The organism is Xanthomonas sp. NCPPB 3200, from assembly GCF_056393585.1.
Window position 1 is genome coordinate 1,646,476 of record NZ_CM150785.1, and the last position, 24,341, is coordinate 1,670,816.

General features: G+C 66.3%; 15 protein-coding genes and 1 tRNA gene. 6 read left to right on the plus strand and 10 right to left on the minus strand.

Annotated elements, in window-relative coordinates; translation table 11 throughout:
• Positions 1-152: 152 nt before the first annotated feature.
• On the plus strand, positions 153-1,847 hold the full coding sequence (gene asnB / locus AC06DU_RS07105) for an asparagine synthase B (protein ID WP_104608006.1): 1,695 nt from the start codon (positions 153-155) through the stop codon (positions 1,845-1,847).
• A 68-nt stretch (positions 1,848-1,915) separates the two neighbouring features.
• Here the strand turns inward: asnB and hpaM are convergent, their stop codons facing one another.
• The 3 genes from hpaM to AC06DU_RS07120 form a co-directional block, all read right to left on the minus strand.
• On the minus strand, positions 1,916-2,965 hold the full coding sequence (gene hpaM, locus AC06DU_RS07110) for a type III secretion-associated outer membrane-bound protein HpaM (protein ID WP_478203893.1): 1,050 nt from the start codon (positions 2,963-2,965) through the stop codon (positions 1,916-1,918).
• 241 nt (positions 2,966-3,206) lie between these two features.
• On the minus strand, positions 3,207-5,351 hold the full coding sequence (locus AC06DU_RS07115; RefSeq protein WP_478203894.1) for a TonB-dependent siderophore receptor: 2,145 nt from the start codon (positions 5,349-5,351) through the stop codon (positions 3,207-3,209).
• Positions 5,352-5,574: 223 nt separating this feature from the next.
• A complete protein-coding gene (locus AC06DU_RS07120; protein ID WP_478203896.1) occupies positions 5,575-7,977 on the minus strand; it encodes a penicillin acylase family protein in 2,403 nt (800 codons plus the stop codon).
• Between the two features lie 146 nt (positions 7,978-8,123).
• Between AC06DU_RS07120 and bfr the strand changes: the two genes are divergently transcribed.
• A complete protein-coding gene (gene bfr / locus AC06DU_RS07125; RefSeq protein ID WP_039511630.1) occupies positions 8,124-8,609 on the plus strand; it encodes a bacterioferritin in 486 nt (161 codons plus the stop codon).
• 275 nt (positions 8,610-8,884) lie between these two features.
• Here bfr and AC06DU_RS07130 read toward each other — a convergent pair whose 3' ends face one another.
• From AC06DU_RS07130 to AC06DU_RS07140, 3 genes are all read right to left on the minus strand, one after another.
• Positions 8,885-9,541 carry a thiopurine S-methyltransferase gene (locus AC06DU_RS07130; protein WP_211915028.1) on the minus strand — a complete coding sequence of 219 codons (657 nt, stop codon included), beginning with the start codon at positions 9,539-9,541 and terminating at the stop codon, positions 8,885-8,887.
• Positions 9,542-10,139: 598 nt separating this feature from the next.
• Positions 10,140-12,383, minus strand: coding sequence for a DNA topoisomerase IV subunit A (gene parC / locus AC06DU_RS07135; RefSeq protein ID WP_065031781.1), 2,244 nt, complete (start codon positions 12,381-12,383; stop codon positions 10,140-10,142).
• A 60-nt stretch (positions 12,384-12,443) separates the two neighbouring features.
• Positions 12,444-13,295, minus strand: a complete 852-nt coding sequence (locus AC06DU_RS07140; protein WP_478203897.1) for an AraC family transcriptional regulator — start codon at positions 13,293-13,295, stop codon at positions 12,444-12,446.
• Between the two features lie 123 nt (positions 13,296-13,418).
• On the opposite strand from AC06DU_RS07140, the gene AC06DU_RS07145 reads away from it, so the two are divergent.
• From AC06DU_RS07145 to AC06DU_RS07160, 4 genes are read left to right on the plus strand one after another with little or no spacing between them, the layout of a single operon-like run.
• Entirely contained in the window at positions 13,419-13,859 is a 441-nt protein-coding gene (locus AC06DU_RS07145; protein WP_016904051.1) for a MarR family winged helix-turn-helix transcriptional regulator, read from the plus strand.
• A gap of 23 nt (positions 13,860-13,882) precedes the next feature.
• Positions 13,883-15,370, plus strand: a complete 1,488-nt coding sequence (locus AC06DU_RS07150; RefSeq protein ID WP_311548425.1) for an AdeC/AdeK/OprM family multidrug efflux complex outer membrane factor — start codon at positions 13,883-13,885, stop codon at positions 15,368-15,370.
• Between the two features lie 10 nt (positions 15,371-15,380).
• Positions 15,381-16,574: a multidrug transporter gene (locus tag AC06DU_RS07155; protein ID WP_478203899.1), complete on the plus strand. Its 1,194-nt coding sequence runs from the start codon at positions 15,381-15,383 to the stop codon at positions 16,572-16,574.
• A 6-nt stretch (positions 16,575-16,580) separates the two neighbouring features.
• Positions 16,581-18,161 (plus strand): DHA2 family efflux MFS transporter permease subunit, encoded by a 1,581-nt coding sequence (locus tag AC06DU_RS07160; RefSeq protein ID WP_024938907.1) that lies wholly within the window; start codon positions 16,581-16,583, stop codon positions 18,159-18,161.
• 478 nt (positions 18,162-18,639) lie between these two features.
• Here AC06DU_RS07160 and AC06DU_RS07165 read toward each other — a convergent pair whose 3' ends face one another.
• From AC06DU_RS07165 to AC06DU_RS07180, 4 genes are all read right to left on the minus strand, one after another.
• Positions 18,640-19,545: a DUF2884 family protein gene (locus AC06DU_RS07165; RefSeq protein WP_478203901.1), complete on the minus strand. Its 906-nt coding sequence runs from the start codon at positions 19,543-19,545 to the stop codon at positions 18,640-18,642.
• A 170-nt stretch (positions 19,546-19,715) separates the two neighbouring features.
• A tRNA-Leu gene (locus tag AC06DU_RS07170) sits at positions 19,716-19,802 on the minus strand.
• A 142-nt stretch (positions 19,803-19,944) separates the two neighbouring features.
• Entirely contained in the window at positions 19,945-22,182 is a 2,238-nt protein-coding gene (locus AC06DU_RS07175) for a beta-glucosidase (RefSeq protein ID WP_478203902.1), read from the minus strand.
• 122 nt (positions 22,183-22,304) lie between these two features.
• Complete coding sequence (locus AC06DU_RS07180; RefSeq protein ID WP_478203904.1) at positions 22,305-24,074, minus strand: M14 family metallopeptidase; 1,770 nt, start codon at positions 24,072-24,074, stop codon at positions 22,305-22,307.
• Between the last annotated feature and the right edge of the window lie 267 nt (positions 24,075-24,341).

A 24,341-nucleotide genomic window follows, 5' to 3' on the forward strand; every position in this document is an offset into this window, starting at 1 on the left:
GATGCGGGTCTGCGACTAGGCGAAGTAAAACCAAACGCCCAGGAATCAAAGAACCCGCATCGGCCGATGCGGGTTTTTTTATGGGTGTCATTCTCGTGCAGGACGCTTGCCACCGGCCGCCAACCCCCGCAGTTTCATCCAGGAGTGTTTCCATGTGTTCCATCTTCGGTATTTTCGGCCTGCAACCCGGTGACGATCTGCAGGCATTGCGCCGGCAGGCGCTGGAATGTTCGCAGCGGCAACGTCACCGTGGCCCGGACTGGAGCGGCGTGTATGTCGACGCCGGCGCGATCCTGGTGCACGAGCGCCTGGCCATCGTCGACCCGGCTGGCGGCTCGCAGCCCTTGTTGTCAGAAGATGGCGCGCTTGCGCTCGCGGTGAATGGCGAGATCTACAACCATCGCGAGCTCAAGCAGGAGCTGGTGCAGCCATACGCCTTCCAGACCGGCTCCGATTGCGAGGTGATCAACGCGCTGTACCGCGAGGATGCGCCCGCCTCCTACCTCAACCGCCTCAATGGCATCTTTGCGTTCGCGCTATGGGACAAGGCGGCCGGGCGGGTGCTCATCGCGCGCGACCCGATCGGCGTGGTGCCGCTGTACTGGGGCCACGATCGCGAAGGCCGGCTGCGGGTAGCCTCGGAACTGAAGTCGCTGGTGGACGATTGCGCCGATGCGGCGCAGTTTCCGCCCGGCCATTGGTACGACAGCGCCACCGGCGCACTGAGTCGCTATTACGAGCGCTCCTGGCGCGAATACGCCGAGGTGGAAGGCGTGCAGGTGCAGCTGCAGGAATTGCGCGAGGCCTTCGAGCGCGCGGTGCATCGTCAGTTGATGACTGACGTGCCGTACGGCGTATTGCTGTCTGGCGGTCTGGATTCGTCGCTGGTCGCCGCCGTTGCAGCGCGCTATGCACGCCATCGCATCGAGGAGAACGACACCACCGAAGCCTGGTGGCCACGCCTGCATTCGTTCGCGATCGGCTTGAAAGGCTCGCCGGACCTGGCCGCGGCCGAAGTCGCCGCCGCCGCGCTGGGCACCGTGCATCACGGCTTCGAGTACAGCTTCGAGGAGGGCCTGGATGCGCTGCCGGAGGTCATCCGCCATATCGAAACCTACGACGTCACCACCATTCGCGCCTCCACGCCGATGTTCCTGCTGGCACGACGCATCAAGGCGATGGGCGTGAAGATGGTGCTGTCGGGCGAAGGCAGCGACGAAATCTTCGGTGGCTACCTGTATTTCCACAAGGCACCCAACGCACGCGAATTCCATGAGGAACTGGTACGCAAACTGGATGCGCTCAACAACTACGATTGCCTGCGCGCCAACAAGTCGATGATGGCCTGGGGCGTGGAGCCACGCGTGCCGTTCCTGGATCGCGAGTTCCTGGATGTGGCCATGCGCATGGACGCCAGTTTCAAGATGATCGACAAGACCAGCAGCGGCGCCACGCGGATGGAAAAGGGCGTGTTGCGCGAAGCGTTTGCCGGCTATCTGCCCGAATCGATCCTGTGGCGGCAGAAGGAGCAGTTCAGCGATGGCGTGGGCTATGGCTGGATCGATGGACTCAAAGCGCACGCCGCCGCGCATGTCAGCGACCGCGAGCTGGCTGCCGCCTCCAGACGCTTTCCGGTCAATCCGCCGCAGACCAAGGAAGCCTATTTCTATCGCACGCTGTTCGAGCAGTTCTTCCCCAGCCAGGCGGCTGCGGAGACGGTGCCGGGCGGCAAGTCGATCGCGTGTTCGTCGCCGACCGCGATCGCCTGGGATGCCAGTTTCGCCGCGATGGCCGACCCGTCCGGCCGTGCGATTGCCGGCGTGCACGAACAGGCCTTGGCGTCGTAACGCTGCTGCATCGAAGTTGAAACTCCAGCGGCCGGCATGCGCTCACGCGCTGCCGGCCGCTGCTGCGATCACTCGTGGCGCACGCAGTATCCGTAGCGTTGCGGCTCGATATCCACGCCTGCCACGTCGGCCTGGTTGTTGCGCCACAGGTTCGGCTTGAAGTCGGCCGCCGTGCAGTTGGCAGCGCGGTCCACACCGATGGTGTAGGTGAACGGCGTATTGGAGAAGCGGTTGTTCTCGAACACGTTGTCCTGGCTCATGCTGTTGTCCCAGCACAGGATTTCCGGTGTGCGGTAGCGAATGGCGCAGGCCAGGAACACGCCGGCGACCTTGTTGCCGTCGAACTGATTGTTGCTGAAGCGGTTGCGGCGCGCGTCCGACAGATAGATGCCCTGGCTGCCGTTGCGCTCGAAGCGGTTGTTGCGGATCTCGCTGTCTTCCAGATGCTCGGTGGTCAGGCCTGCAGCCACGTTGTCATGGATGTAGTTGTTGACCATGGTGACCTTGGCGGTGCGATTGAACGACACGCCATCCCAGATCGCGCCGGACACATCGTTGTTTTCGATGGTGATCTCGCGGGTGTCGTACTCGCTCAGCAGGCAGGCACTGCGGCACTTGTTGACCTGCAGGCCGGCGAGCCGAATGCCCTGGCCGGAACGCACCACCACCGCGCTATTGCTCAGGTACGGACGCTCGGGCATGAACTCCTTGTCGCCGGTGCTGGCGACGATCTGCATGTCTTCGATGCTGACGTTGCGGATCACGCCGGTCGGCTGCTGGTTTTCGTAGTCGCCGACCACCAGCGCCGGTTGCTGCACGCCATCGGCCATGCGCAGTACCGTGGTCGGGCCCTTGCCGCGCAAGACGAGATTGCCGCGGTGGATGGAGATCAGGCCGTTGAGCGGAAATTCGCCTTTTTCCAGGCACAACACCGCGGGCGTATCACTTTGCGGAAGCTTGTCGATGGCTTTCTGCAGATCCTGCCCGGGGCGCAGCTTGGCGGTACAGGCGGCGACCGGCGCATCCGGTGGGCCGGATTTGGCGGGCGGCGCTGCCGAGCAGGCAGTGGCAACGAGCAGGGGCAACAGGGCGGAAACGGAGCGGGCAAGCTGAGGCATGCGGATTCCGGTCAGTGGGGGGAGGAGGGCGATCGTGCGCAAACACGTTGCAGATCGCGACGGCCTCTAGTGTGTCCCACCGGACGTTAAAGTCTGGCTGATTCCGGCCTGCCTGATTCGGCGCAGGTTCATTGCACTGCCGTAGTCGAGGCCGCAACTGTGCTTGCGGCGGCCGCTATGGTCGACGAAGGTCACAGTTGCAGCATCGCCCAAGGCCTGGGCAGGCGCCCGTTCGCCACACTTAAAAACTGTAGGCCAGCTGCGCGTAGATACGGCGCGGTTCGCCAGGAAAGTGCCCGGTGCGTTCGGTGAACCCGCTGGCGGCATAGACCTTGTCGAACAGGTTCTTGACGTTGACCTGCAGTTTCCAGGCATCCCACTGCGTTTGCCAGCTGATGTCGAAGATGGCGTACGGCTTGACGCGCTGGCCTTCCAGGCTGACCCGCTCGCCCACGTAGTCGGCACCGAAGGCAATTGCCGAATTCCAGGCCGGCAGGTCGTAGCGCGTCCACAGACCGAAGGTGTTGCGAGGTGCATTGGCGAAGCGGTCGCCGGACGCATTGGTGATGCCGTTGGTGCCGGCATCGAGCACGCGTGCATCGTTGTAGGCGTACGTCAGGTTGAGCACCCAGCGTTCGGTGAGGTCGGCCAGCAGATCCACTTCCAGGCCCTCGCTGCGCACCAGGCCGAGCGCGGAGAGCTGATTGACGCCATCGACGATCCTGCCGTTGGCCTGCACGATATTGCTGCGTTCGATGCGATACAGCGCGGTGTTGAGCGTCAGCCCGCCATCGTTGAGCGCGGTCTTCAGGCCCACTTCCCACTGTGTGCTGCGTTCGGGATCGAACGGCCCGCCGACGCTGCTGTCCTGATTGGCCGCATCCTGCGGCAGGAAGCCGCTGGCATAACTCGCGTACGCGTTGATGCCATCGCGCAGCACGAAGGTGCTGCCCACACGCCAGCTGAGATCGTTGCCGGTGACGCGCGAGCCGTCCAGACGGTTGTCGTCCTCGAAGCCGTCCCAACGCAGTCCGGCCATCGCAAACCAGCGCGGCGTCAGCGTGAGTTCGTCCTGCAGATACGCGCCATAGCGCTGGCTGCGGGTACTGGTGGCGCGCCAGGGCAGGCTGTCCAGGCCGTAGTCGTAGAAGCCGCTGCGGCCATACACCGGGTTGAACAGGTCGATGCCCGGCACCGGCCCACGCACGCGGCCGGTGTCTGCGGTGTTGGCGGTCTGCGCGCGGAAATCCGCATCCAGCCGATAGTAGTCCGCGCCCATCAGCAGCTTGTGCTCGATCGCGCCGATGCGGGTGCGGAACACCGCGTTGACGTTGCTGGAAATCGCATCGTTGTCGCGGAACTGGTTGCGCAGCTGCCGCGTCATCCATTCGGCGGTGCCGTCGCCATCGCGGTCGATCAGGCCCATCGGCTCGTGATAGATCTGATGCTCGTCGTTCTTGAACCAGCGCATCGCCATGTCCACATCCCACGCATCCGATGGCGCAAAGCGGTTCTGCGCGAACGCCACCTTGGCGCGCATGTCGAGGAAATCGGTGGGCTCGTTGTGGTTCCAGCGACGGTCGGTGAGGAAGTTGCCGTCGTCGTCCACCGGCACGCCGCGCAGGCGATTGCCGCCCAGGTTCTGGGTGATGTCGGTGTACTGCAGCGTGAGCTCGCCGGTCTGGCCGATGTCGAACGCCACCGACGCATCGCCGATCTGGCTCTGGCTATCGGTATTGCGGCGAAAGCCATCCTCGCCATCGGCATAGGCGCCGATGCGGTAGCGAATGCGCCCGTCATCGCGTGCCGGCCCGGTGGCCTCGAACGAGGCCGCCCCGAAGGATTGATTGCCCACCTGCAGCTCGACCCGACGCGCGGCCTGATGGCCGGGCTTGCGGGTGACGTAATTGATGACGCCACCGGGTTCGCCGCCGCCGTACAACGCACCGGCCGGGCCCTTGAGCACTTCCACGCGTTCGATATTGAACAGCTGCGGCACCGAGAAGCCGGCATACGGATCGCCACGCAATCCGTCGTAGAGCACGTTTTCCTGGCGGAATCCGCGCAGGGTGACGCCGGCATAGCTGAAGAAACTGATGCCGCTGATGCTGCGATACAGATCGGTGATCTGGCGCGCGGCCTGGTCGTCGATCAGTTCGCGCGGCAGCACCTGCACCGACTGCGGCACCAGCGACAACGGCGTATCGGTGCGTGTGGCCACCGCGGCGTCGTCGGATTTGTACAGCGTCTGCGCACGGCCGACGACGTCGACGCCATCGAGGTCGGTGACGGTTGCCGAGGTGCTGGTGTGTTGCTGGGCGAAGGCGCGGGGCGAGGGTGACGCCAGGACAGCGGCGAGCGCGGTGACAAGGAGCGTGGGGCGCATTGGTCACTAATGGGAATGGTTATCAAATGCATCTTAGCATGTTGTGCTCGCTTGATTGGGCAGATCGGTGGGCGGGCGTGGTTGCGGATACTTGGGTATCCAGATGTGCCAGGTGCAAGGTGCGGGGTGCGATCTGCAGAACGCAGACACCGATTTTGCGTTCGTCCAGCCCCCCAACGACGGTCGAAACCTGTGTCGACACTCGAGACAGCAATGACCCCGCCTACTTCGGCTGCAGTTGCAACGTATAGCGGGTCGCGGTCGGCAGGAACGGGGTCGGCCGGCCGTGTACCCAGTCGTCGTGGCCTGCGCCCCAGAACGGCGACAAGGGGTGTCCGCTCTGGCCGCCCGGCATGTGCACGATGCCGTCCTGTTCGTGGCCGGGCGACACCACCATGCGTTCGGAGGCGCCGAAGGCCGGGCCTTGCACGCGCGGCATGTCGCGATCGCCTGGCAGTTGGTCGGGTGGCATGCACAGCCAGCGCTTGGCGAGCGCAGGCAATGCCCGCGCGATCGGGTGACAGATGGCGGCGGTGTTGCGTTCACCCCAGGTGCGTTCGCTCAAGGCGCCGTGCTGCGCAGCGAGATCGGTCTGCGCATTGCGTGCAGCCGCGGCAAGCAGCTGATCCCAGTTTGCATAGGCGGGCGGCAGCAGATGCGCCGGGCGCTGCTGCAGCAACGGCCAGACGATGCCTTCCAGCTGCGCGCGACGCGGCGGCAGGAAGTCCTTGCCAAGCGCGGCTTTTGCCGGCGCCAGCAGGCCGGCTTCCACTGCGTCGATGGTCATGCCGCGAAAGCCGCGCACGATGCGATAGCTGGCCGAGCGGGTGGATGCGTGCCCATCCCACTGCCGGGTGGCGGCTTCGATCTGCTGCAAGGCCGGGTCCTTGCTGTGCTCGACCACGCTGCGCAACAACTGCCACCACCGCGTGAGCAGCACGGCGCGATCGTCGAGCTGGATGGCGAGCAGGTCCAGCTCGTTGAAACGTTGCCTGGCGAACAAGTCGTCGCGGATCTGCTGCGCACGCGCACCCAGGTCGTAGCCGGCATTGCCGAGCGTGGCCAACTGCTGCGCATCGACGACGCGGCTGTTGGCGGTCCAGAGCCGGTGCGAGGGAGGATCGATCAGGGCGGGGGCAGCGTCGCTGCGCACCGGCCAGGGCAGGCAGCCGCCCTGCGCCGATGCCGCCGTTGCCGCAACCGAAGGCGATGCCGCGTCCGCACCCTGCGCCGAGCTTGCCAGTTCGGCGATGCCGCTCGGGCCACAGCCGGCATTGCGTACCGGGCGCGCACCGATCAAGCGCCAGGCGATGCGCCCGCTGCGATCGGCCAGCAACAGGTTCTGTGCCGGAATGCCCGAGCGATCGGCCACTGCAAAGGCGGCCTGCACGTCGGCCGCCGTACTCATCTGCGCAAAGTCCAGCCGGATCGCGCCGGGCAGCTGCGCGGCCCAGCGTAGCGCGAGCAGGCTGCCATCGGCGTTGTCGTGCAGGACCGGGCCCCAGGCGCTCTCGCGCACCGCAAAGCGCACCGGCGCGGCGCCGGCCACGCGAATGGTCTCGATATGGGTGGTGAGCGCTTGCGGATGACCCGGCGTGGCCGGCGCAATCCGCGCAAAGTCGGCGGTGTCGATGTAGCTGTTGGTAAAGGCCCAGGCCACATGCCCGTTGCTGCCGACCACCACCGCCGGCAAGCCGGGCAGGGTGAAACCGGTGACGTCCACCTTGCCGTCGGGCGCACTGGTGTCCGGGTAACGCAGGCGTGCGCGGAACCAGATGTTGGGCGCGCGCAGGCCCAGGTGCATGTCGTCGGCGACGATGGCGCGGCCATCGCTGGTGAGGCTGCCGTCCACGGCGAAGTTGTTGCTGCCCGGCGTCGGCGGCTCGGCGCCGGTGGTGGCGGCTGGATGCGGAAGGCGGCGCAGATCCAGCATTGCGGCGTCGGGCAGCACGGCATCGCCTTGCGCGGGGCCGAACAGTGGCGCATCCCAGCTGGAGCCTTGATGGTCGAGCAATGCCGCCAGCGCCGCCGGCACCACCGCACGGATGCGGGCGGCAGCCAGTTCGGTCTGGTTGTCGTTGTCCTGCAGGTCGGCATACATCGCCATGCCGGTGAGGATGGAGTCGTCCAGCGTCCACGCGCGCGGTGTCTGCCGCAGCAACAGGTACGGCCACGGGCGCACGCGCAGTGCGGCCAGCCCGGCATTGACGCCCTCGGTATAGGCCAGCAGCGCGGCGCGCTGGCTGCCGGCGGCGACATCCAGGCTGGCATGCACGCGGGCGCGCAGCCGGTGCACGCGATTGCGTTTGTCCAGGTCCAGCGCTGCGGCGCCGAACAGCTCGGACAACTCGCCGGCCGGTGCGCGGCGCATCAGGTCCATCTCGAAGTAGCGCTCCTGCGCGTGCACATAGCCGAGTGCGCGCATGGCATCGACCTGGCTGGCCGCATCGATGGTGACCACACCACGCCGGTCGCGTTGCACGCTGACCGGTGCCGCCAGGCCCTGCAATGCGCTGTTGCCAGCCAGCTGCGGCAGGCTGCCACGCATCAGCAGATACACGGCCAGCACGGCCGCCACGATCAACACCACGATTGCCAGCAGCAGCCGGCCCAGCCATTTGCGCATTGTCGAGTCCTTGAGTTCGGTCACAGTGTGGCGGCCGGTCATGACCGTGGCGGGTCCGGCCGCAAGCGCAACTGAAAGTGATTCCGATTAGATCATTGCGCCGCGGCTTAGGGCACCATGCGCGCATTGCGTCGCTGGAGCACATCATGAAAGGCCATCCCGAAGTCGTCGACTACCTCAAGCAGCTGCTGCGCGGCGAGCTGGCGGCACGCGACCAGTATTTCCTGCATTCGCGCCGTTACGAGGACCAGGGCCTGATGGCGCTGTACGAGCGCATCAACCACGAAATGGAAGAGGAGACCGAGCACGCCGATGCGCTGCTGCGGCGCATCCTGTTCCTGGAAGGCGACCCGGACATGCGGCCGGCCGAGTTTGCGCCAGGCAAGACCGTGGTGGAGATGCTCGAGCGCGACCTGGTCGTGGAATACGAAGTGCGCGCCAATCTCGCTGCCGGCATGAAGCTGTGCGAAGAACACGGCGATTACGTCAGCCGCGACATCCTGCTCAAGCAGCTGCAGGACACCGAAGAAGACCACGCCTGGTGGCTGGAGCAGCAGCTTGGCCTGATCAAGCGGATCGGCCTGGAGCTGTATCAGACCTCGAAGATCGACAAGGGCCACGTCGCCGGCTGAGCCCGGTGACTGGGCGCTGCGCAGCCGCTGAGCGTGCGTAGCGCAGATTTGCAATCGGCAGGTGCCGCGCGGGGCATCGCCTTGCTCCGTGGTCTGCGTCAGCTGCCGGCGGCCTGCGGCGGTGTTGCTCGGTGGCTTGCGCTGTTGTGCGAGCCATCGCGTGGCGCAACGCCGCGCGGTGCTGATCGGCGCGCGCTGCGCTGCCTGTGCAACGTCTGCGTCGCCCGACTGGAGCGTCGGCAGCGCTCGCCGATGACAAAGTTCGCCCGCGACCGTCAGTTGCGTTGCAGGCGATAGACGCCGGTCGACAGGGCAGTGACGCCGTCGGCGCGGAAGCGCGGCTCCTGATCGAGGATGTCGCGGCGTTCCAGTGGCTGCACCCGCCATTGCGTGTTGAACAGTGCGTGCACCGCGGCAGCGTCCACCGAAAACGGCGGCCCGGCCTTTTCGGCCTGCGGGTATTCCAGGGTGATCAACAGCCCGCGGCATCCCGCAGGCAGGCGCGCGTACGTGGTGTGCAGATACTGTTGGCGCAAGCCGGCCGGCAGGGCGATCAATGCGGCGCGGTCGTAGACGGCGCTGCAATCGGCCAGCACGCTTGGCTCCAGTGCAAACGCGTCGCCGCAGATGATTTCGATCGGGCCGGCGATAAAGTGCTCGCCCGCGCGGCTGCTGTGGCGCTGCGGTTGCAGGCCGGCATCAGCGAAGAATTGCGTCACCGCCAGCGGCGATATCTCCACGCCCAGCACGCGATGGCCTTGTGCGGCCAACCAGTGCAGGTCCAGCGTCTTGCCGCATAACGGTACCAGCACGCGGGCAGCCTTCGGCAGCTGCAACGCCGGCCAGTGCTTTTGCAGCAACGGCATCACCTGGTCCTGATGGAAGCCGGTCTGACCGTTCTGCCAACGCTGCAGCCAGAAATCTGTGTCCATGATGTTGTCTTGTTGGTTTGCGTTGACGAGTGCCGTGATGCAGCCAATGGCACTGACACTGCAGATCGAAAGGAGGCGATCACACCGCATCGCCGCGCGACATGCACTGCGCACAACCACGCACGCCGCGCTCGCAACCACCCATACCGACCATCTCGACCGGTCCTTGTCCGCCCACCGTCGCGGGACCTTACGCGGCATGGATGCCGCGTAAGAGCCTACAGGGACGTACTTGCGGCGTGTCCTGCGATGGTGGGCGGGCAAGGGCCCTGCAGCAAGGCCGCAGATCTCTCGCTCTACAGCCGACGCATCCGCACCGTTCGATTACCTCTCAAGGCAATGCAGAGCTTGAGCCTCAGCGTAACCTCGCCGTTGCAAGCCAAACTGGCCGATCGCGCGATGCCCTAACGCCGGCAGCGTCCAGCTGGCGGTAGTTTTGTGGGTCGCTCAAGACCGCACGGCCAGTGCGCCATCGCGCGGCGCGTCAGCGAATCACCGTTACTGCACTTCCAGTCCGTCCACCTTTTGCCGCGCCTCAGTAAATCGAGGCAGCGGCAGCGTCGAACGCGCCGCTGCGCGCCACGTCGGTGAACAGCCGTTACTGCACTTCCAGCCCGTCCACCTTTTGCCACCCTCGCGGCAGCAATGCACCGCGACTCGCACGCGCGCCCACATAGCTATCCAGATCCTTGAACGACAGGCTCATGGTGCGTGCGCCGCTGCGCACCAGCAGCGTGTTGCCCGGAGCCACCGCCACCACCGCGACCACGCGCTCGGTGCCGAGCTTGGCCTTGGGGATGTCGATGATCTTGTTGCCTTTGCCCTTGTCCAGCTCGGGCACATCGCTGGCGGTCACCGCCAGCAGATTGCCGGCACTGGTGACAGCGACGATGCGGTCGCTCTGCGGATTGGTCACCTGCGCAGGCGTCAGCACATGCGCGCCGGTGGTCAGGTTGAGCATCGCCTTGCCGGCCTTGTTGCGGCCGGTGAGGTTTTCGAAGCGGGTGACGAAGCCATAGCCGTGCGAGGACGCCAGCACGAAGCGGGTGGCGTTGTCGGCGCTGGCCATGACCTGGAACGCCGCGCCCGAGGCCGGCGAGAAACGTCCGGTCAACGGTTCGCCATTGCCGCGTGCCGAGGGCAGGGTATGCACCGCGGTCGAATAGGCGCGGCCTTCCGAATCCAGGAACGCCACCTGATGGGTGCTGCGGCTGCGCACCGCCGCCAGCAGGCTGTCGCCTTCGCGGTAGGACATGCCGGCCGGGTCGACCTCGTGGCCCTTGGCCGCGCGTACCCAGCCCTTCTCCGACAGCACCACGGTCATCGGTTCGCTGGCGACCATCTCGGTTTCGTCGATCGCCTGCGCGGCGCCACGCTGCACCAGCGGCGAGCGACGTGCATCGCCGAACTTCTTGGCGTCGGCGGTCAGCTCGTCCTTGATCAACTTCTTCAGCTTGGTCTTGCTTTCCAGGATGGCCAGGATCTGCGCGCGTTCCTTGGCCAGTGCTTCCTGCTCGCCGCGGATCTTCATTTCTTCCAGGCGCGCCAGCTGGCGCAGCTTGGTTTCCAGGATGTATTCGGCCTGTTCCTCGCTGAGCGCGAAGCGCGCGATCAACACCGGCTTGGGTTCGTCCTCGCTGCGGACGATGCGAATCACTTCGTCCAGGTTGAGGAAGGCGATCAGCAAGCCTTCCAACAGGTGCAGGCGGCGCTCGACCTTCTGCAGGCGATGGTTGAGGCGGCGGGTGACGGTGTCGCTGCGGAAGCTCAGCCACTCGCTCAGCAAATGCCTGAGGTTCTTGACCTGCGGGCGGCCATCCAGGCCGATCACGTTGAGATTGACGCGGTAGCTGCGCTCAAGGTCGGTAGTGACGAACAGGTGGCCCATCAGCTGCTCGGCATCGACACGGTTGGAGCGCGGCACCAGCACCACCCGCACCGGGCTGGTGTGGTCGGACTCGTCGCGGATGTCTTCCAGCCATGGCAGCTTCTTGGCGCGCATCTGCTGGGCGATCTGTTCGATCACCTTGGACGGCGAGACCTGGTACGGCAACGCATCGATGACGATGTTGGCGTGTTCTTTCTTGTAGGTGGCGCGTGCGCGCACGCTGCCGTGGCCGGTCTCGTAGATTGCGCGCAGATCGGCCGCCGGGGTGATGATCTCGGCGGTGGTCGGGTAGTCCGGGCCGAGCACGTGTTCGCACAGCTCGGCGACCGTGGCATCGGGGTTGTCGAGCAGGCGCAGCAGCGCGCTGACGATCTCGTTGAGGTTATGCGGCGGCACGTCGGTGGCCATGCCCACCGCGATGCCGGTGGTGCCGTTGAGCAGCAGGTGCGGCAGGCGCGCCGGCAGCCAGGTCGGCTCTTCCAGGGTGCCGTCGAAGTTGGGCGCCCAATCGGTGGTGCCCTGGCCGATTTCGCCCAGCAGCACCTCGGCGATCGGGGTCAGCTTGGATTCGGTGTAGCGCATCGCCGCGAACGACTTGGGGTCGTCGGTGGAGCCGAAGTTGCCCTGGCCCTCGATCAGCGGGTAGCGATACGAGAACGGCTGCGCCATCAGCACCAGTGCTTCGTAGCAGGCGCTGTCGCCGTGCGGATGGTACTTACCGATCACATCACCCACGGTGCGCGCGGATTTCTTCGGCTTGGCAGCGGCATTCAGGCCCAGCTCGCTCATCGCGAAGATGATGCGCCGCTGCACCGGCTTCAGGCCGTCACCTAGGAACGGCAGGGCGCGGTCGAGCACCACGTACATCGAATAGTCGAGATAAGCGCGTTCGGCGTACTCGCGCAGCGGCAACTGCTCGAAGCCGTGGAAGGTGGGGCGGGTCAGATCGGTCATGTAAAGCCAGGTCCTACGAAAGAGGAGCCCGCGCCGTGGCGCGAGCTCGAAGAGCGCCGATTATCCGGATGCGGCGGGGGATGCCAAGCCGCGCGCATGCGTGCCGGCCAGATAACGCGTGGGTGGAGCGCCGAAATGGCGGTGGAACACACTGACGAAGGCGCTGGGGCTGCTGTATCCGAGCTGGTCGGCGACCTGGGCGACCGGGCTGCCCTGGCTGAGCCGCCGCAGCGCCTCTGCCAGCCGCGCCTGCTGCCGCCACTGCGCGAAACTCAGCCCGGTCTCGCTGCGGAAATGCCGGCTCAGGCTGCGCGCCGACAGCCCGCCCCAGTCGGCCCAGGCGTCCAGCGGGCGCGGGTCGGCCGGGGTATCGAGCAACTGCCGGGCGATGCGCAGCAGCCGCCGGTCGGCCGGCATCGGCAGGTGCAGGTGGTCGATCTGCACCTGGTGCAGTTCGTCCAGCAGCACCGCGGCCAGGCGTTGCCGGGCGGGGTCGAGCGGCTGGCCCAGCGGCCAGTCGGCCGCGCGCATGATCACCTCGCGGGCGAGCCCGGTCAGGCGGATCACCCCGCCTTGCGCGGGCAACGCGGCGCAGGCGTCCGGCCGGACCACCACGCCCCAGCCGCGCAGCGGACCCGCTAGTTCCACGGTGTGCTGCTGGCCGGGCGGCATCCAGCCGGCGCAGCCCGGCGGTAGCGACAGGGTTCCCTGCTCGGTGTGCACCGTCAGCACGCCGTGCTCCACATACATCAGCTGCCCGCGGACATGCGCATGCCGAACCGTCTCCGGCGCCCATACCGCGCGCAGATCGGCCAGGAACGCGATCACCTCCGGTCCGTCGGCCCACTCGAAGCTGGCACGCACGCCGGGCGGCAGGGCATCGACCCTGGTTGGCGGGTTTTCGACAGTCATTGGCGCAATTGTATTACCAGGCCAGCGGCACAGGCGCGTAAGGTGGCGATCCTTGCTGGCGGTTTAATCCCGTTAGAAATATTTGCGTTGACAAATATATTTTTCGGAAGAAAATAGCCCGCCATGAATGACCTCTCCACCGCCTCGCCGTCGTTCGGCCTGCTGCTGCGCCAGGTGCGCGATGCGCTGATGCGTCAGCTCGACGCCGAAATGAAGGGCGAGCTGCCGGACTTCGGCTTCAGCCACTACGTCGGCCTGAAGATCCTGGCGGTGCGCTCGCCCTGCACGGCCAACGAACTGGCGCTGGCGCTGGACCAGACCCCGAGCGCGGTCACCCGCCTGCTCGACAAGCTGGAAGCGCTCGGTGCGGTGCGACGCGAGCCACACGCGCAGGACCGGCGCGCGCTGCAGATCGTCATGACCGAACAGGGCGTGGCGCTGTGGGAGCGCCTGAAGCTGCGCGGCGAGCGCGCCATCGAGCATGGCTTGCGCGATCTGGCCCCGCCCGAGCGCGAGCAACTCACCTCTCTTCTCATCCGTGTCCGCGATGCACTCAACTCATGAACGCTGCTAGTTCCCCGATCCAGATACTGCGCCTGCGGTCCACGCAGCTTGCGCGGCCGCTCGTCCTCACTGCGCTGACGCTGGCGCTGGCCGCCTGCGCCAGCAGCCGCGGGCTTGCCCCGCAGGGCACCATGCTGGAGCCGGGCGCAGTGCATGCCGAGCGCACCCTCGCGCAGGCCAACCTGAGCCCGGCCGCCTGGCCGGCCAGCGACTGGTGGCGCGCCCTGGGCGATGCGCAATTGAACGCGCTGATCGCCGAAGGCCTGCAGCACAGTCCCAGCCTGGCGGCGGCCGATGCGCGCCTGCGTCAGGCGCAGGCACGCATCGGTAGCGCGCAGGCCGATCGCGGCCCCAGCCTGTCGGTGTCCGGTGGCTATGCGGGCGTGCAGTTGCCCGAATCGATGGTGGGCGATGAGCGCGGCGGCAAGTTCGGCGGCAACGGCCAACTGGTGCTGGACTTCCGCTATGGCGTGGACCTGTGGGGCGGCAAGCGCGCCACCTGGGAAGCGGCGGTGGACCAGGCGCATGCGGCCGAGGTGGACGCACAGGCGGCACGCCTGAACCTGTCGGCGGCGATCGCCGAAGCCTATGCGCAGCTCGACTACGCATGGCGCCTGCACGACGTGGCCAACGATGAGTTGACCCGCGTGCAGAAGACCCTGGAGCTCACCCGGCAACGCCGCGGCGCCGGCATCGACAGCGATCTGCAGGTGCGCCAGGCGCAGGCCCGCGTACCGTCGGCGCAGCAGCAGCTGCAGTCCGCGCAGCAGCAGATCGACGAGGCGCGCAACGCCCTGGCCGCGCTGGCCGGGCAGGGCCCGGATCGCGGGCTGGAGATCGCGCGCCCGACGCTGGGGGCGGCCATCGCCACGCAGCTGCCGAGCAACCTGCCTGCCGACCTGTTGGGCCGCCGCCCCGACGTGGTCGCCGCGCGCTGGCGCGTGGAGGCCGCCGATCAGGATATCGCCGCCGCCAAGACCCGCTTCTACCCCAGTTTCAACATCACGGCGCTGGGCGGTGTGGTGAATCGCGATGTCGGCCAGTTGCTGGAAAGCGCCTCGGTGTTCGGCGTGGTTGCGCCGGCGCTGAGCCTGCCGATCTTCGATGGCGGCAAGCTGCGCGCCAATCTGGCCGGCAGCGATGCGCAATACGACCTGGCGGTGGCCGATTACAACCAGAAGGTGATCGACGCCCTGCGCGAGGTGGCCGACCAGGTCAACGCCGTGCGTTCGCTGGAGCAGCGTGCGCGTGCGCAGGACGACGCGGTGCAGACCGTGACCGCCGCCTTCGCGCTTGCGCAGCAGCGCTACCGCGCCGGCATCGGCAGCTACCTGGAAGTGCTCAGCGTGCAGGAGCAGCTGCTGCTCGCACGCCAGCGCATGGCCAGCCTGCAATCGCAACAACTGTTGGCCTCGGTGAGGTTGCAGCGTGCCCTGGGCGGCGGATTCACGCCGGAACCTGCGCGCGATACCGCACACGCCGCGACCACTTCCGCACAACCGAATTCCTGAGACAGCGACGATGAGCCAGACGACTCCAACTTCTTCCCAACCTGCGCCGGCCGCGCCCAGCAAGCGCCGAGCGGCGCTGCGCATCGTGGCCATTGTGGTGATCCTGGCGATCATCGGTCTTGTGGTGTGGTACTTCCTGGTCGGCCGCTGGCACGAGGACACCGACGACGCCTACGTGCAGGGCAATCAGGTGCAGATCACCCCGATGGTCGGCGGCACCGTGGTCAGCATCGGCGCCGAAGACGGCATGCGCGTGGAGCGCGGCCAGTTGCTGGTGCAGCTGGACCCGGCCGACACCGCAGTCGCGTTGCAGCAGGCCGAGGCCAATCTGGCCAAGACCGTGCGCCAGGTGCGTGGTCTGTACCGCAGCGTGGAAGGCGCGCAGGCCGAACTGTCCTCGCGCGAGGTGAGCCTGCGCAGCGCACGTGCCGACTTCGCACGCCGCAAGGATCTGGCCGCCAGCGGCGCGATCTCCAATGAAGAACTGGCGCATGCCCGCGAGGAACTGGCCGCTGCCGAAGCGGCGGTGAGCGGTTCGCGCGAGAGCTTCGAACGCAACCGCGCACTGGTGGACGACAGTGCGGTGGCCAACCAGCCGGACGTGCAGACTGCCGCCGCGCAGCTGCGTCAGGCCTATCTCAACCATGCGCGCACCGGTGTCATCGCGCCGGTGTCCGGCTACGTGGCGCGTCGCTCGGCGCAGCTGGGCCAGCGTGTGCAGCCCGGCAGCGTGCTGATGGCAGTGGTGCCGCTGGAGCAGGTGTGGGTGGAAGCCAACTTCAAGGAAACCCAGCTCAAGCACATGCGCCTGGGCCAGGAAGTGGAACTGCATTCGGATCTGTACGGCGGCGGCGTGGACTACACCGGCCGCATCGAAAGCCTGGGCCTGGGCACCGGCAGCGCGTTCTCGCTGTTGCCGGCGCAAAACGCCAGCGGCAACTGGATCAAGATCGTGCAGCGCGTGCCGGTGCGCATCGCGGTCGATGCCAAGCAACTGGCCGGCAATCCGCTGCGCATCGGTTTGTCGATGAAGGTCGACGTCAACCTGCACGACCAGCAGGGCAGCGTGCTGCCGACCAGGTTCGCCAATGGCGCGGTGTTCTCCACCGACGTGTATGCGCAGCAGTTGCAGGCCGCCGACGCGGACATCCAACGCATCATCCAGGACAACCTGCCTGCGCAGGCTGCGTCCAAGGCGGGCTAAGCCAGCATGTCTTCGCAAGCTCCCACCGCGCCAGGCGGTCCCTCGGCACCTGCACCCGCCGCCGGCTTTCGCCCGGCGAGCGTGGCGCTGTGCACCGTGGGCCTGGCGATGGCCTCGTTCATGCAGGTGCTGGACACCACCATCGCCAACGTCTCGTTGCCGACCATCGCCGGCAATCTCGGCGCCAGCTCGCAGCAGGCCACCTGGGTCATCACCTCGTTCGCGGTCAGCACCGCGATCGCCCTGCCGCTGACCGGCTGGCTGAGCCGCCGCTTCGGCGAGACCAAGTTGTTCGTGTGGTCGACGCTGGCCTTTACCGTGGCCTCGTTGCTGTGCGGCCTGGCCCAGAGCATGGGCATGCTGGTGGTGTCGCGCGCGCTGCAGGGGTTTGTTGCCGGGCCGATGTACCCGATCACCCAGAGCCTGCTGGTGTCGATCTACCCGCGCGAAAAACGCGGGCAGGCGCTCGCCTTGCTGGCGATGATCACCGTGGTGGCGCCGATCGCCGGGCCGATCCTGGGTGGCTGGATCACCGACAACTACAGCTGGGAATGGATCTTCCTGATCAATGTGCCGTTGGGCATCATCGCCAGCAGTATCGTCGGTTCGCAGTTGCGCCATCGCCCCGAGCAGCTGGAAAAGCCGCGCATGGACTACATCGGCTTGATCCTGCTGGTGGTCGGCGTCGGTGCGCTGCAGCTGGTGCTGGACCTGGGCAACGACGAGGACTGGTTCTCTTCCGACAAGATCGTGGTGCTGGCTTGCGTCGCTGCCGTAGCGCTGGTGGTGTTCGTGATCTGGGAACTCACCGACAAGGATCCCATCGTCGATCTCAAGCTGTTCCGGCATCGCAACTTCCGCGCCGGCACGCTGGCGATGGTGGTGGCCTATGCGGCGTTTTTCAGCGTGAGCCTGCTGATTCCGCAATGGCTGCAACGCGACATGGGCTACACCGCGATCTGGGCCGGCCTTGCCACCGCGCCGATCGGCATCCTGCCGGTGCTGATGACGCCATTCGTGGGCAAGTACGCGCTGCGTTTCGACCTGCGCATGCTCGCCACCGTCGCTTTTATCTTCCTGTCGTTCACCAGCTTCCTGCGCTCCAACTTCAACCTGCAGGTGGACTTCAGCCATGTGGCCACTGTCCAATTGGTGATGGGCGTGGGTGTGGCCTTGTTCTTCATGCCGGTGCTGCAGATTCTGCTCTCGGACCTGGACGGTCGCGAGATCGCCGCAGGTTCCGGCCTGGCCACCTTCCTGCGCACCCTGGGCGGCAGCTTCGCCGCATCGCTGACCACCTATCTGTGGGCACGCCGCACCCAGGTGCACCACGCGCACATCACCGAACACATCTCGGTCTACACCCCGGGCATGCAGGAGCAGGTCACCGCGATGGGGCAGGGCGACCTGCAACGCGGCGCGGCCTCGCTCAACAACATGATCAATCACCAGGCCTCGCAGATGGGCTTCAACGACATCTTCTACCTGCTCGGCTGGACGTTCCTGGCGATCATCTTCTTCCTGTGGCTGGCCAAACCGCCGTTCGGTGCGGGTGCCGGTGGTGCAGCGGCGGCGGGTGGGCATTAGGCGCGGGTGACAAGGTGCTTGGCCGCTCTAACGTCGGCTAAGACCACGACTTCATGCCGGTCTAGTGCAGAGCGGGTGATCTGCGACTTGGCTGCAGGGCCCTTGCCCGCCCACCCTCGCAGGACACGCCGCAAGTACGTTCTTGTAGGCGCTTACGCGGCATCCATGCCGCGTAAGGTCCCGCGACGGTGGGCGGGCAAGAGCCAGTCGAGATGGTCGGTGTGCGTAGCGCTTTGCAAAGCAACCAGCAAACCGTTTGGAGCGGTGAGGGCGCTGCAGCCTTGACCGACGCAGATGCGGCGATTCGTGTGTTCGCGCTCAATGTGTTGCTGTTTCCGGCGTCCCGCAATGCGCTGGACAGCCTTGCCGAGGCGTATGAGGCAAGAGGAGATCTCGCCCGTTCGAGCGCCATCCGGCAGGGCATCAAGGACATGCCCGCCCGCCCGGGAAACAATGATTCGACCGAGGGCGTGAGGCTTCAGCTGTTTGTTGCTGGTTGCAGCCCGACTGCGCGGTTCGGTGGTGCGTCGCCGTTGTCGGGCTTCGGTTCGGCCTGTTCGGTGTCATGGCGCGGCGTGTCGTCCTGCAGGGGTGCGAGCAGTTGCAGCCGCTTGCCCTGGTAGCGGAACTCGAGCGCGTCCTCTAACTGACGCAGTGCCTGCACCTGGGTGCACAGCGCGTTGGCGTTGGCCTCGATGGTGGACGCCTGGGCATCCAGCCTTGCATCCAGTTGGCCCTCCATCTGTTGTGCGCGTTTGTCGATTCCGTCCGAACACCCGATGACGATCTGCCAGAGCATGTGGCGCGCGATGCTGCCCTTGAATTGTTCGGCTTCGTGTTCGACGTAATTTGCGAAGTTGCCGTCGAAGGCCTTCTGCTCCCAACGCCCCTTGCCCAGGGTGCCGTCGACATACACGCGTGCGCGTTTACGCAGCCGTTCGATCTTGCGGGCGTTGAGCGCACTGCCTGTCATGACCTCGATGACACCGCCGAGTGCGTCGTAACTGAGGTCGATCACCTGATGTGCAATGCCGGCAACCTGCGGCATCAGTGCGCGGGTGCGCTGTTCCATCTCTCCAAGGCGCCGTGCATCGGCTGTGCTGGTCTGCTGCAGCTTGTGGTCGATGCTCAGTTCGCCGCCGTGGAAGAAAATTTCGCGTGGCCAATCGCTTTTGCGGTAAAGCCAGATGCCGCCGCTGTCGGCGAGCACGTTGAACGACGTGCCGAGACCGCATTGCTGCGAAGACACCTGCGCGCGATGGCGCGTGGCATCCCGTTTGTCGGTCTGCTGTGCCGGTGCATGCAGACTGGCAACGGCCGGCAGCAGGGCAAGCCAGAGGAGGATGCGCATGGGGCGTGCTGCCGTCGTGGAGGCGTTGCGCATGGTCGCTACAGCGGCAACAGCTGGTCGCGTGTCGAAAGTCATTAGCGCCGCACCCTTGCGACGCTGCCGATCTGCAGACATCACCGATGCCGCACACCATCGTGTAATCGCATCGCCCAGACGCAAAAAACCCCGCCTGAGCGGGGTTTTTTACGATCTACCGTGAGTCGTGGTGCCCAGGAGAGGACTCGAACCTCCACGAAGTTGCCCCCGCTAGCACCTGAAGCTAGTGCGTCTACCAATTCCGCCACCTGGGCGACTCAGGAGGCGAATTGTGCAAGTTGCGCGCGACGCTGTCAACGCATCCGGCACAAATTTTTCGTGGTGGCCGATGTCTGCTGGCGAAAGGAGAAGACGGCGTGGCGGACATGCGCACTGCATGCCCGCCACCACACCGGATTACGGCAGCTGCGCCGCCTGCAAGCTGACCTCTGCACTCTGCACCGGTTCGCTTGCCGAACGTGCCAGCTGCACGCGATAGGTGCCGGCGGCAATCGTCCAGTGACGCGCCTTGGCATCGAAGTCGGCCAGCGTCTTGGGTTCGGCGATCACCTGCACGGTGCGCTTTTCGCCCGGCTTGAGCGTGAGCTTCTGCCAGCCGATCAGGCGCAGCGGGGTGGCGTGGCCGTCGGGCAGGGTGACGTAGAGCTGCGGCACGGCGGCGCCTTCGCGCTGGCCGATGTTTTCCACCTCGAAGTTCGCCGTGAGCTGGCTGCCGTTGGCTTCCACGCGCAGCCCGCCCATGCGGAACTGCGTGTACGACAGGCCATGGCCGAATGGATAGCGCGGGGTCAGCTTGCGCGCCGCAAACCACTTGTAGCCGACGTTGGCGCCTTCGATGGCGTAGTCGATGCTGTCTTCGCCCGGCTTGGCCGGCTTGAAGCCCAGGCCCGGGATCGAGGGACGCGGCAGCTGCGATTCGTCCACCGGCCAGGTCACCGGCAGATGGCCGGAAGGGTTCACCGCGCCGGTCAGCAGGTTGGCGATCGCCTCGCCGCCGCCGATGCCGGGATACCACGCCTGCAATACCGCCGGCACGCGCTCGGCCCAGGGCATGCGCACCGGGCCGTTGGTTTCCAGCACCACGGTGGTCTTGGGGTTGGCCTTGGCCACCGCCTCGATCAAGGCATCCTGGTTGTCGGGCAATTGCATGTCCGGCAGGTCCACCGATTCGGCCGACCATTGGGTGGCGAACACGATCGCCACATCGGCGGCCTTGGCCGCGCGTGCCGCGGCAGCGCGGTCCTTGCCGTCGACATAATCGATCTGCACGTTCGGCAAAGCGGCGCGCAGTGCCTGCAGCGGCGAGGACGGATGGATGATCACCGGGCCGGGCCAGGTGGTCGGGTTGAGGCCGGGTACGGCGTTGCCACCGTTGATGGTGTAGTCCACACGCGAGGAACCGCCGCCGGACATCACGCCCTTGTCGGCATACCCACCGATCACCGCGATGCGGCGCACGTCCCTGGATAGCGGCAAGGTGGCCTGCTCGTTACGCAGCAGCACGCTGCCTTCCTCGGCAACATGCTGCGCGGACAGCTGCCCGGCCTTGCCGTCGATCGGCTGGCGCTGGGTGGGATGATCGAACGCGCCATGCGCGAACAGGCTGCGCAGCACGCGCTTGACCATGTCGTCAAAGCGCGCGCGCGGCACCACGCCGGCCGACACCGCCATGCGCAACGGCGCGTCGAAGAACACCGCCGCGTCGAACACTTCGCCAGCCGATTGCTGATCGAGTCCGGCCAGGGCCGCCTTGGAGCCGCTGTGCACGCCGCCCCAGTCGGACATCACGTAGCCTGGGTATTTCCATTCCTGCTTGAGCACCTGGTTGAGCAGGTAATCGTGCTCGCAGCCGTAGATGCCGTTGATCTTGTTGTAGGAGCACATCACCGAGGCCGGGTCGCCGATCTTCAACGCGATCTCGAACGCCAGCAGGTCCGATTCGTGCATCGCCTGCTCGCCGATCTCGGCGCTGTGGAAATTGCGGCGCGTCTCCATGTCGTTGAGCGCGTAGTGCTTCATCGTCGACAGCACGTGCTCGCTCTGCACGCCGCGGATCGACTCGCCGACCATGGTGCCGGCCAGCAGCGGGTCTTCGCCGGCATATTCGAAATTGCGTCCGTTGCGCGGGTCGCGCTGCAGGTTGACGCTGCCGGCCAGCAGCACATTGAAGCCCTGCTGCCAGGATTCACGGCCCATGGTCTTGCCGCCGGCATAGGCCAGCTGTGGATTCCAGCTCGACGCGGTCGAGGGGCCGGACGGCATCGCGGTGGCGAAGTCGCCCTTGCGGATGCCGCCGGGATTGGTCACGCCCACGCCGGCATCGGCCAGTTGCTGCGCCGGGATGCCCAGCCGTGGGACGCCGGGGACATAGCCGGCCGAGCCCAGCGCGCCCTCGGGCTTGGGAATCTTGTCGGTGCCCAGGCCGAAGTAGCTGCGCAGCATCTGGAATTTTTCGTCCTCGCTCATCTGCGCGAGCAGACGGTCGGCGCGCTGGTCCGCGGTCAGCGCGGTGTCCATCCACGGCTGCGCTGCGGCGGCGGTCTGTGCGCCGAGCGGGGCGGCAAACGCGGTGCTGACGCCAAGGGCGATGGCCAACGCAAGACGGCGTGGACTGGAGGGTGTAAACGGTTTCATATCGAGATGTGGCACGGGTGGTCCTTGTGGTGCGGTTGCAATCAGGGAGGGCACCGCGGTGCCCGGGTTCGAAAGGCGCGCGTGCGCGCCGAATCAGGTGTTTGCCGGAAGCGGGCGCCGGCTCAGAACTGCGTCTGTGCCGTGCGTAGCACCGGATACAGGCGGTAGCGCTCGTCCCAGGAGGAGTGCAGGCGCGCGAAGAATTCCAGGCGTGCCTTCGGGTCGGCCGCGAAGGCCGCATCGCCGGCCAGACGCTGTTCGAATTGCGCCTTCACTGCCGGGTCGCGCTCGAGCATGTCGCGCGCGACCTCTTCGGCGACGTAGTCCTCCATGTATTCCTTGCGCTCGAATGCGGTGTTGAACAGGCCCCACTGCAGCAGCGAATCCGGCGCCTGCGGTTCCAGCATCGCCATCACCAGGCGCGACCTGGCCTGGGCGATCGGCACGAACAAGGAGCCGGCCGGCACGGTGCGGGTTTCATCGCGCCATTGCCCGGTGATCTCCAGGTTCTGGTGGCCTTCGTTGGAACGCGCGGCAAACGTTGCCTTGTCGGCACGGAAGCTCTGCACCGGATGGGCGGCGGTGGTGGCGATGGTGTCGAAGGCGATGCCGTGCAGGCGCAGTTTCTCCGCCACCAGCGCCGCTTGCGCGGCAGGCACCAGGTAGCCGCCGCGTGGCGCATCGACCACCACGTCCGGCTTGATCTGATCGCGTAACGGCACCTTCCAGAGTTGTGGCCTGGTCTCGTCGTAGCGCGTCATCAACGCGCCGGAAATCGGCGAGGGCGTCCGCGTGTAGGCGTAACCACGGAAGGCAACGGTGCGTGCGGCCGGGCCGGCAGCGAAGCTCAACGGCTCCATCTCGCCGGCCAGCCTGGTGGCGCGCTGATCGGCCGCCAGCGCATCGGCGCGCCAGCGGGCGCCGTTGCGCGCGGCCTGCTGCAGCACCGACACGATGGCGTTGCGGGTGACGCGTACGCGCACCGGGTAGGTCTTCCACGAGTGCGTTTCCACCAGCATGCCGAAGCGGTTGCGCAGCAGGAAATAGCCATGCGAAAACCGCGGTGGCGACACGTCGTCGGCAAAGCCCGAGGTCGGGTCGTCCTCGTGCACGAACGAGGGGTAATACGGCAGCGGCAGCGAGCCCTGTCTGGACAGGTCGGCAATCACCGCATCGCGCCAGCGCGTGCCGTCGCGTTGCAGCGTGGCATCGCCGGCGTGCACGGGCTCCACCTGCACCGATACGTCGTGCTCGAACTTGGCACCATCGGTGACGTGCAGGTCCACGTACATCAGCGGATCCCACTGCTGCACCAGCCGCAGCATCGCCTGCATTTCCGGCGCGTCGGCCTTGAGGTAGTCGCGATTGAGATTGAGGTTCTGCGCGGTGGTGCGCCAGCCCATCTGCTCGGGGCCACGTTGATTGGGCCGGTTCCAGGCGCCGAAGCGCTCGTGGCCGTCGACGTTGAACACCGGCACGAACACCCAGACCAGTTTGTCGAGCACACCTTTGCCAGTTTTGCCGTCCAGCAATTCGCGCAGGGCCAGAAAGCCTGCGTCCTTGCCATCGATCTCGCCGGCATGGATGCCGCCTTGCACCAGCACCACCGGCAACTTGCGCTGCGCAGCGCTATCGGCATCCAGTGCGCCGCTGGTGGAGACGATCAGCGCCTTCATCGGCCGGCCTTCCGGGGTGGTACCGAACTCGATGCAGCGCACCGCCTGTGGGTAGCGCTGCGCAAAGGCATCGCAGAGCGCGATGACTTCATCGTAGCGTCCGGTTTGCGCAAACCCGCTGCGCTCGGCCTGGGTGGTCAGCGGTTCGGCGGCCAGTGCGGCAGGGGCGGTGGTCAGCAGCAACAGGCTCAGGGCCAGGCGGGTGAAGCGGGGCATCCAGCGGTCCAGTGTTCCAGGAAAACGTTTGCAATGTAGCCGAGCCGGCGCAGCAGGCCAATCTGCACTGCGTCATGACTTGCGTGTGATCGGCATGGTTGCGGCGTACCGACAGGTTTTTTTTCGGCATGCCTGGGCCGGACGACGTGTCAGGTGCACCGCAACGGCGGCAACGAGCGCGGCGGCGTCGATGCATGCAGCGGTGCATCCAAGGCCTTATCCCATAGTCGCGATGGCGGCCAACCGGCGGCCGCCGGTACGATAGCG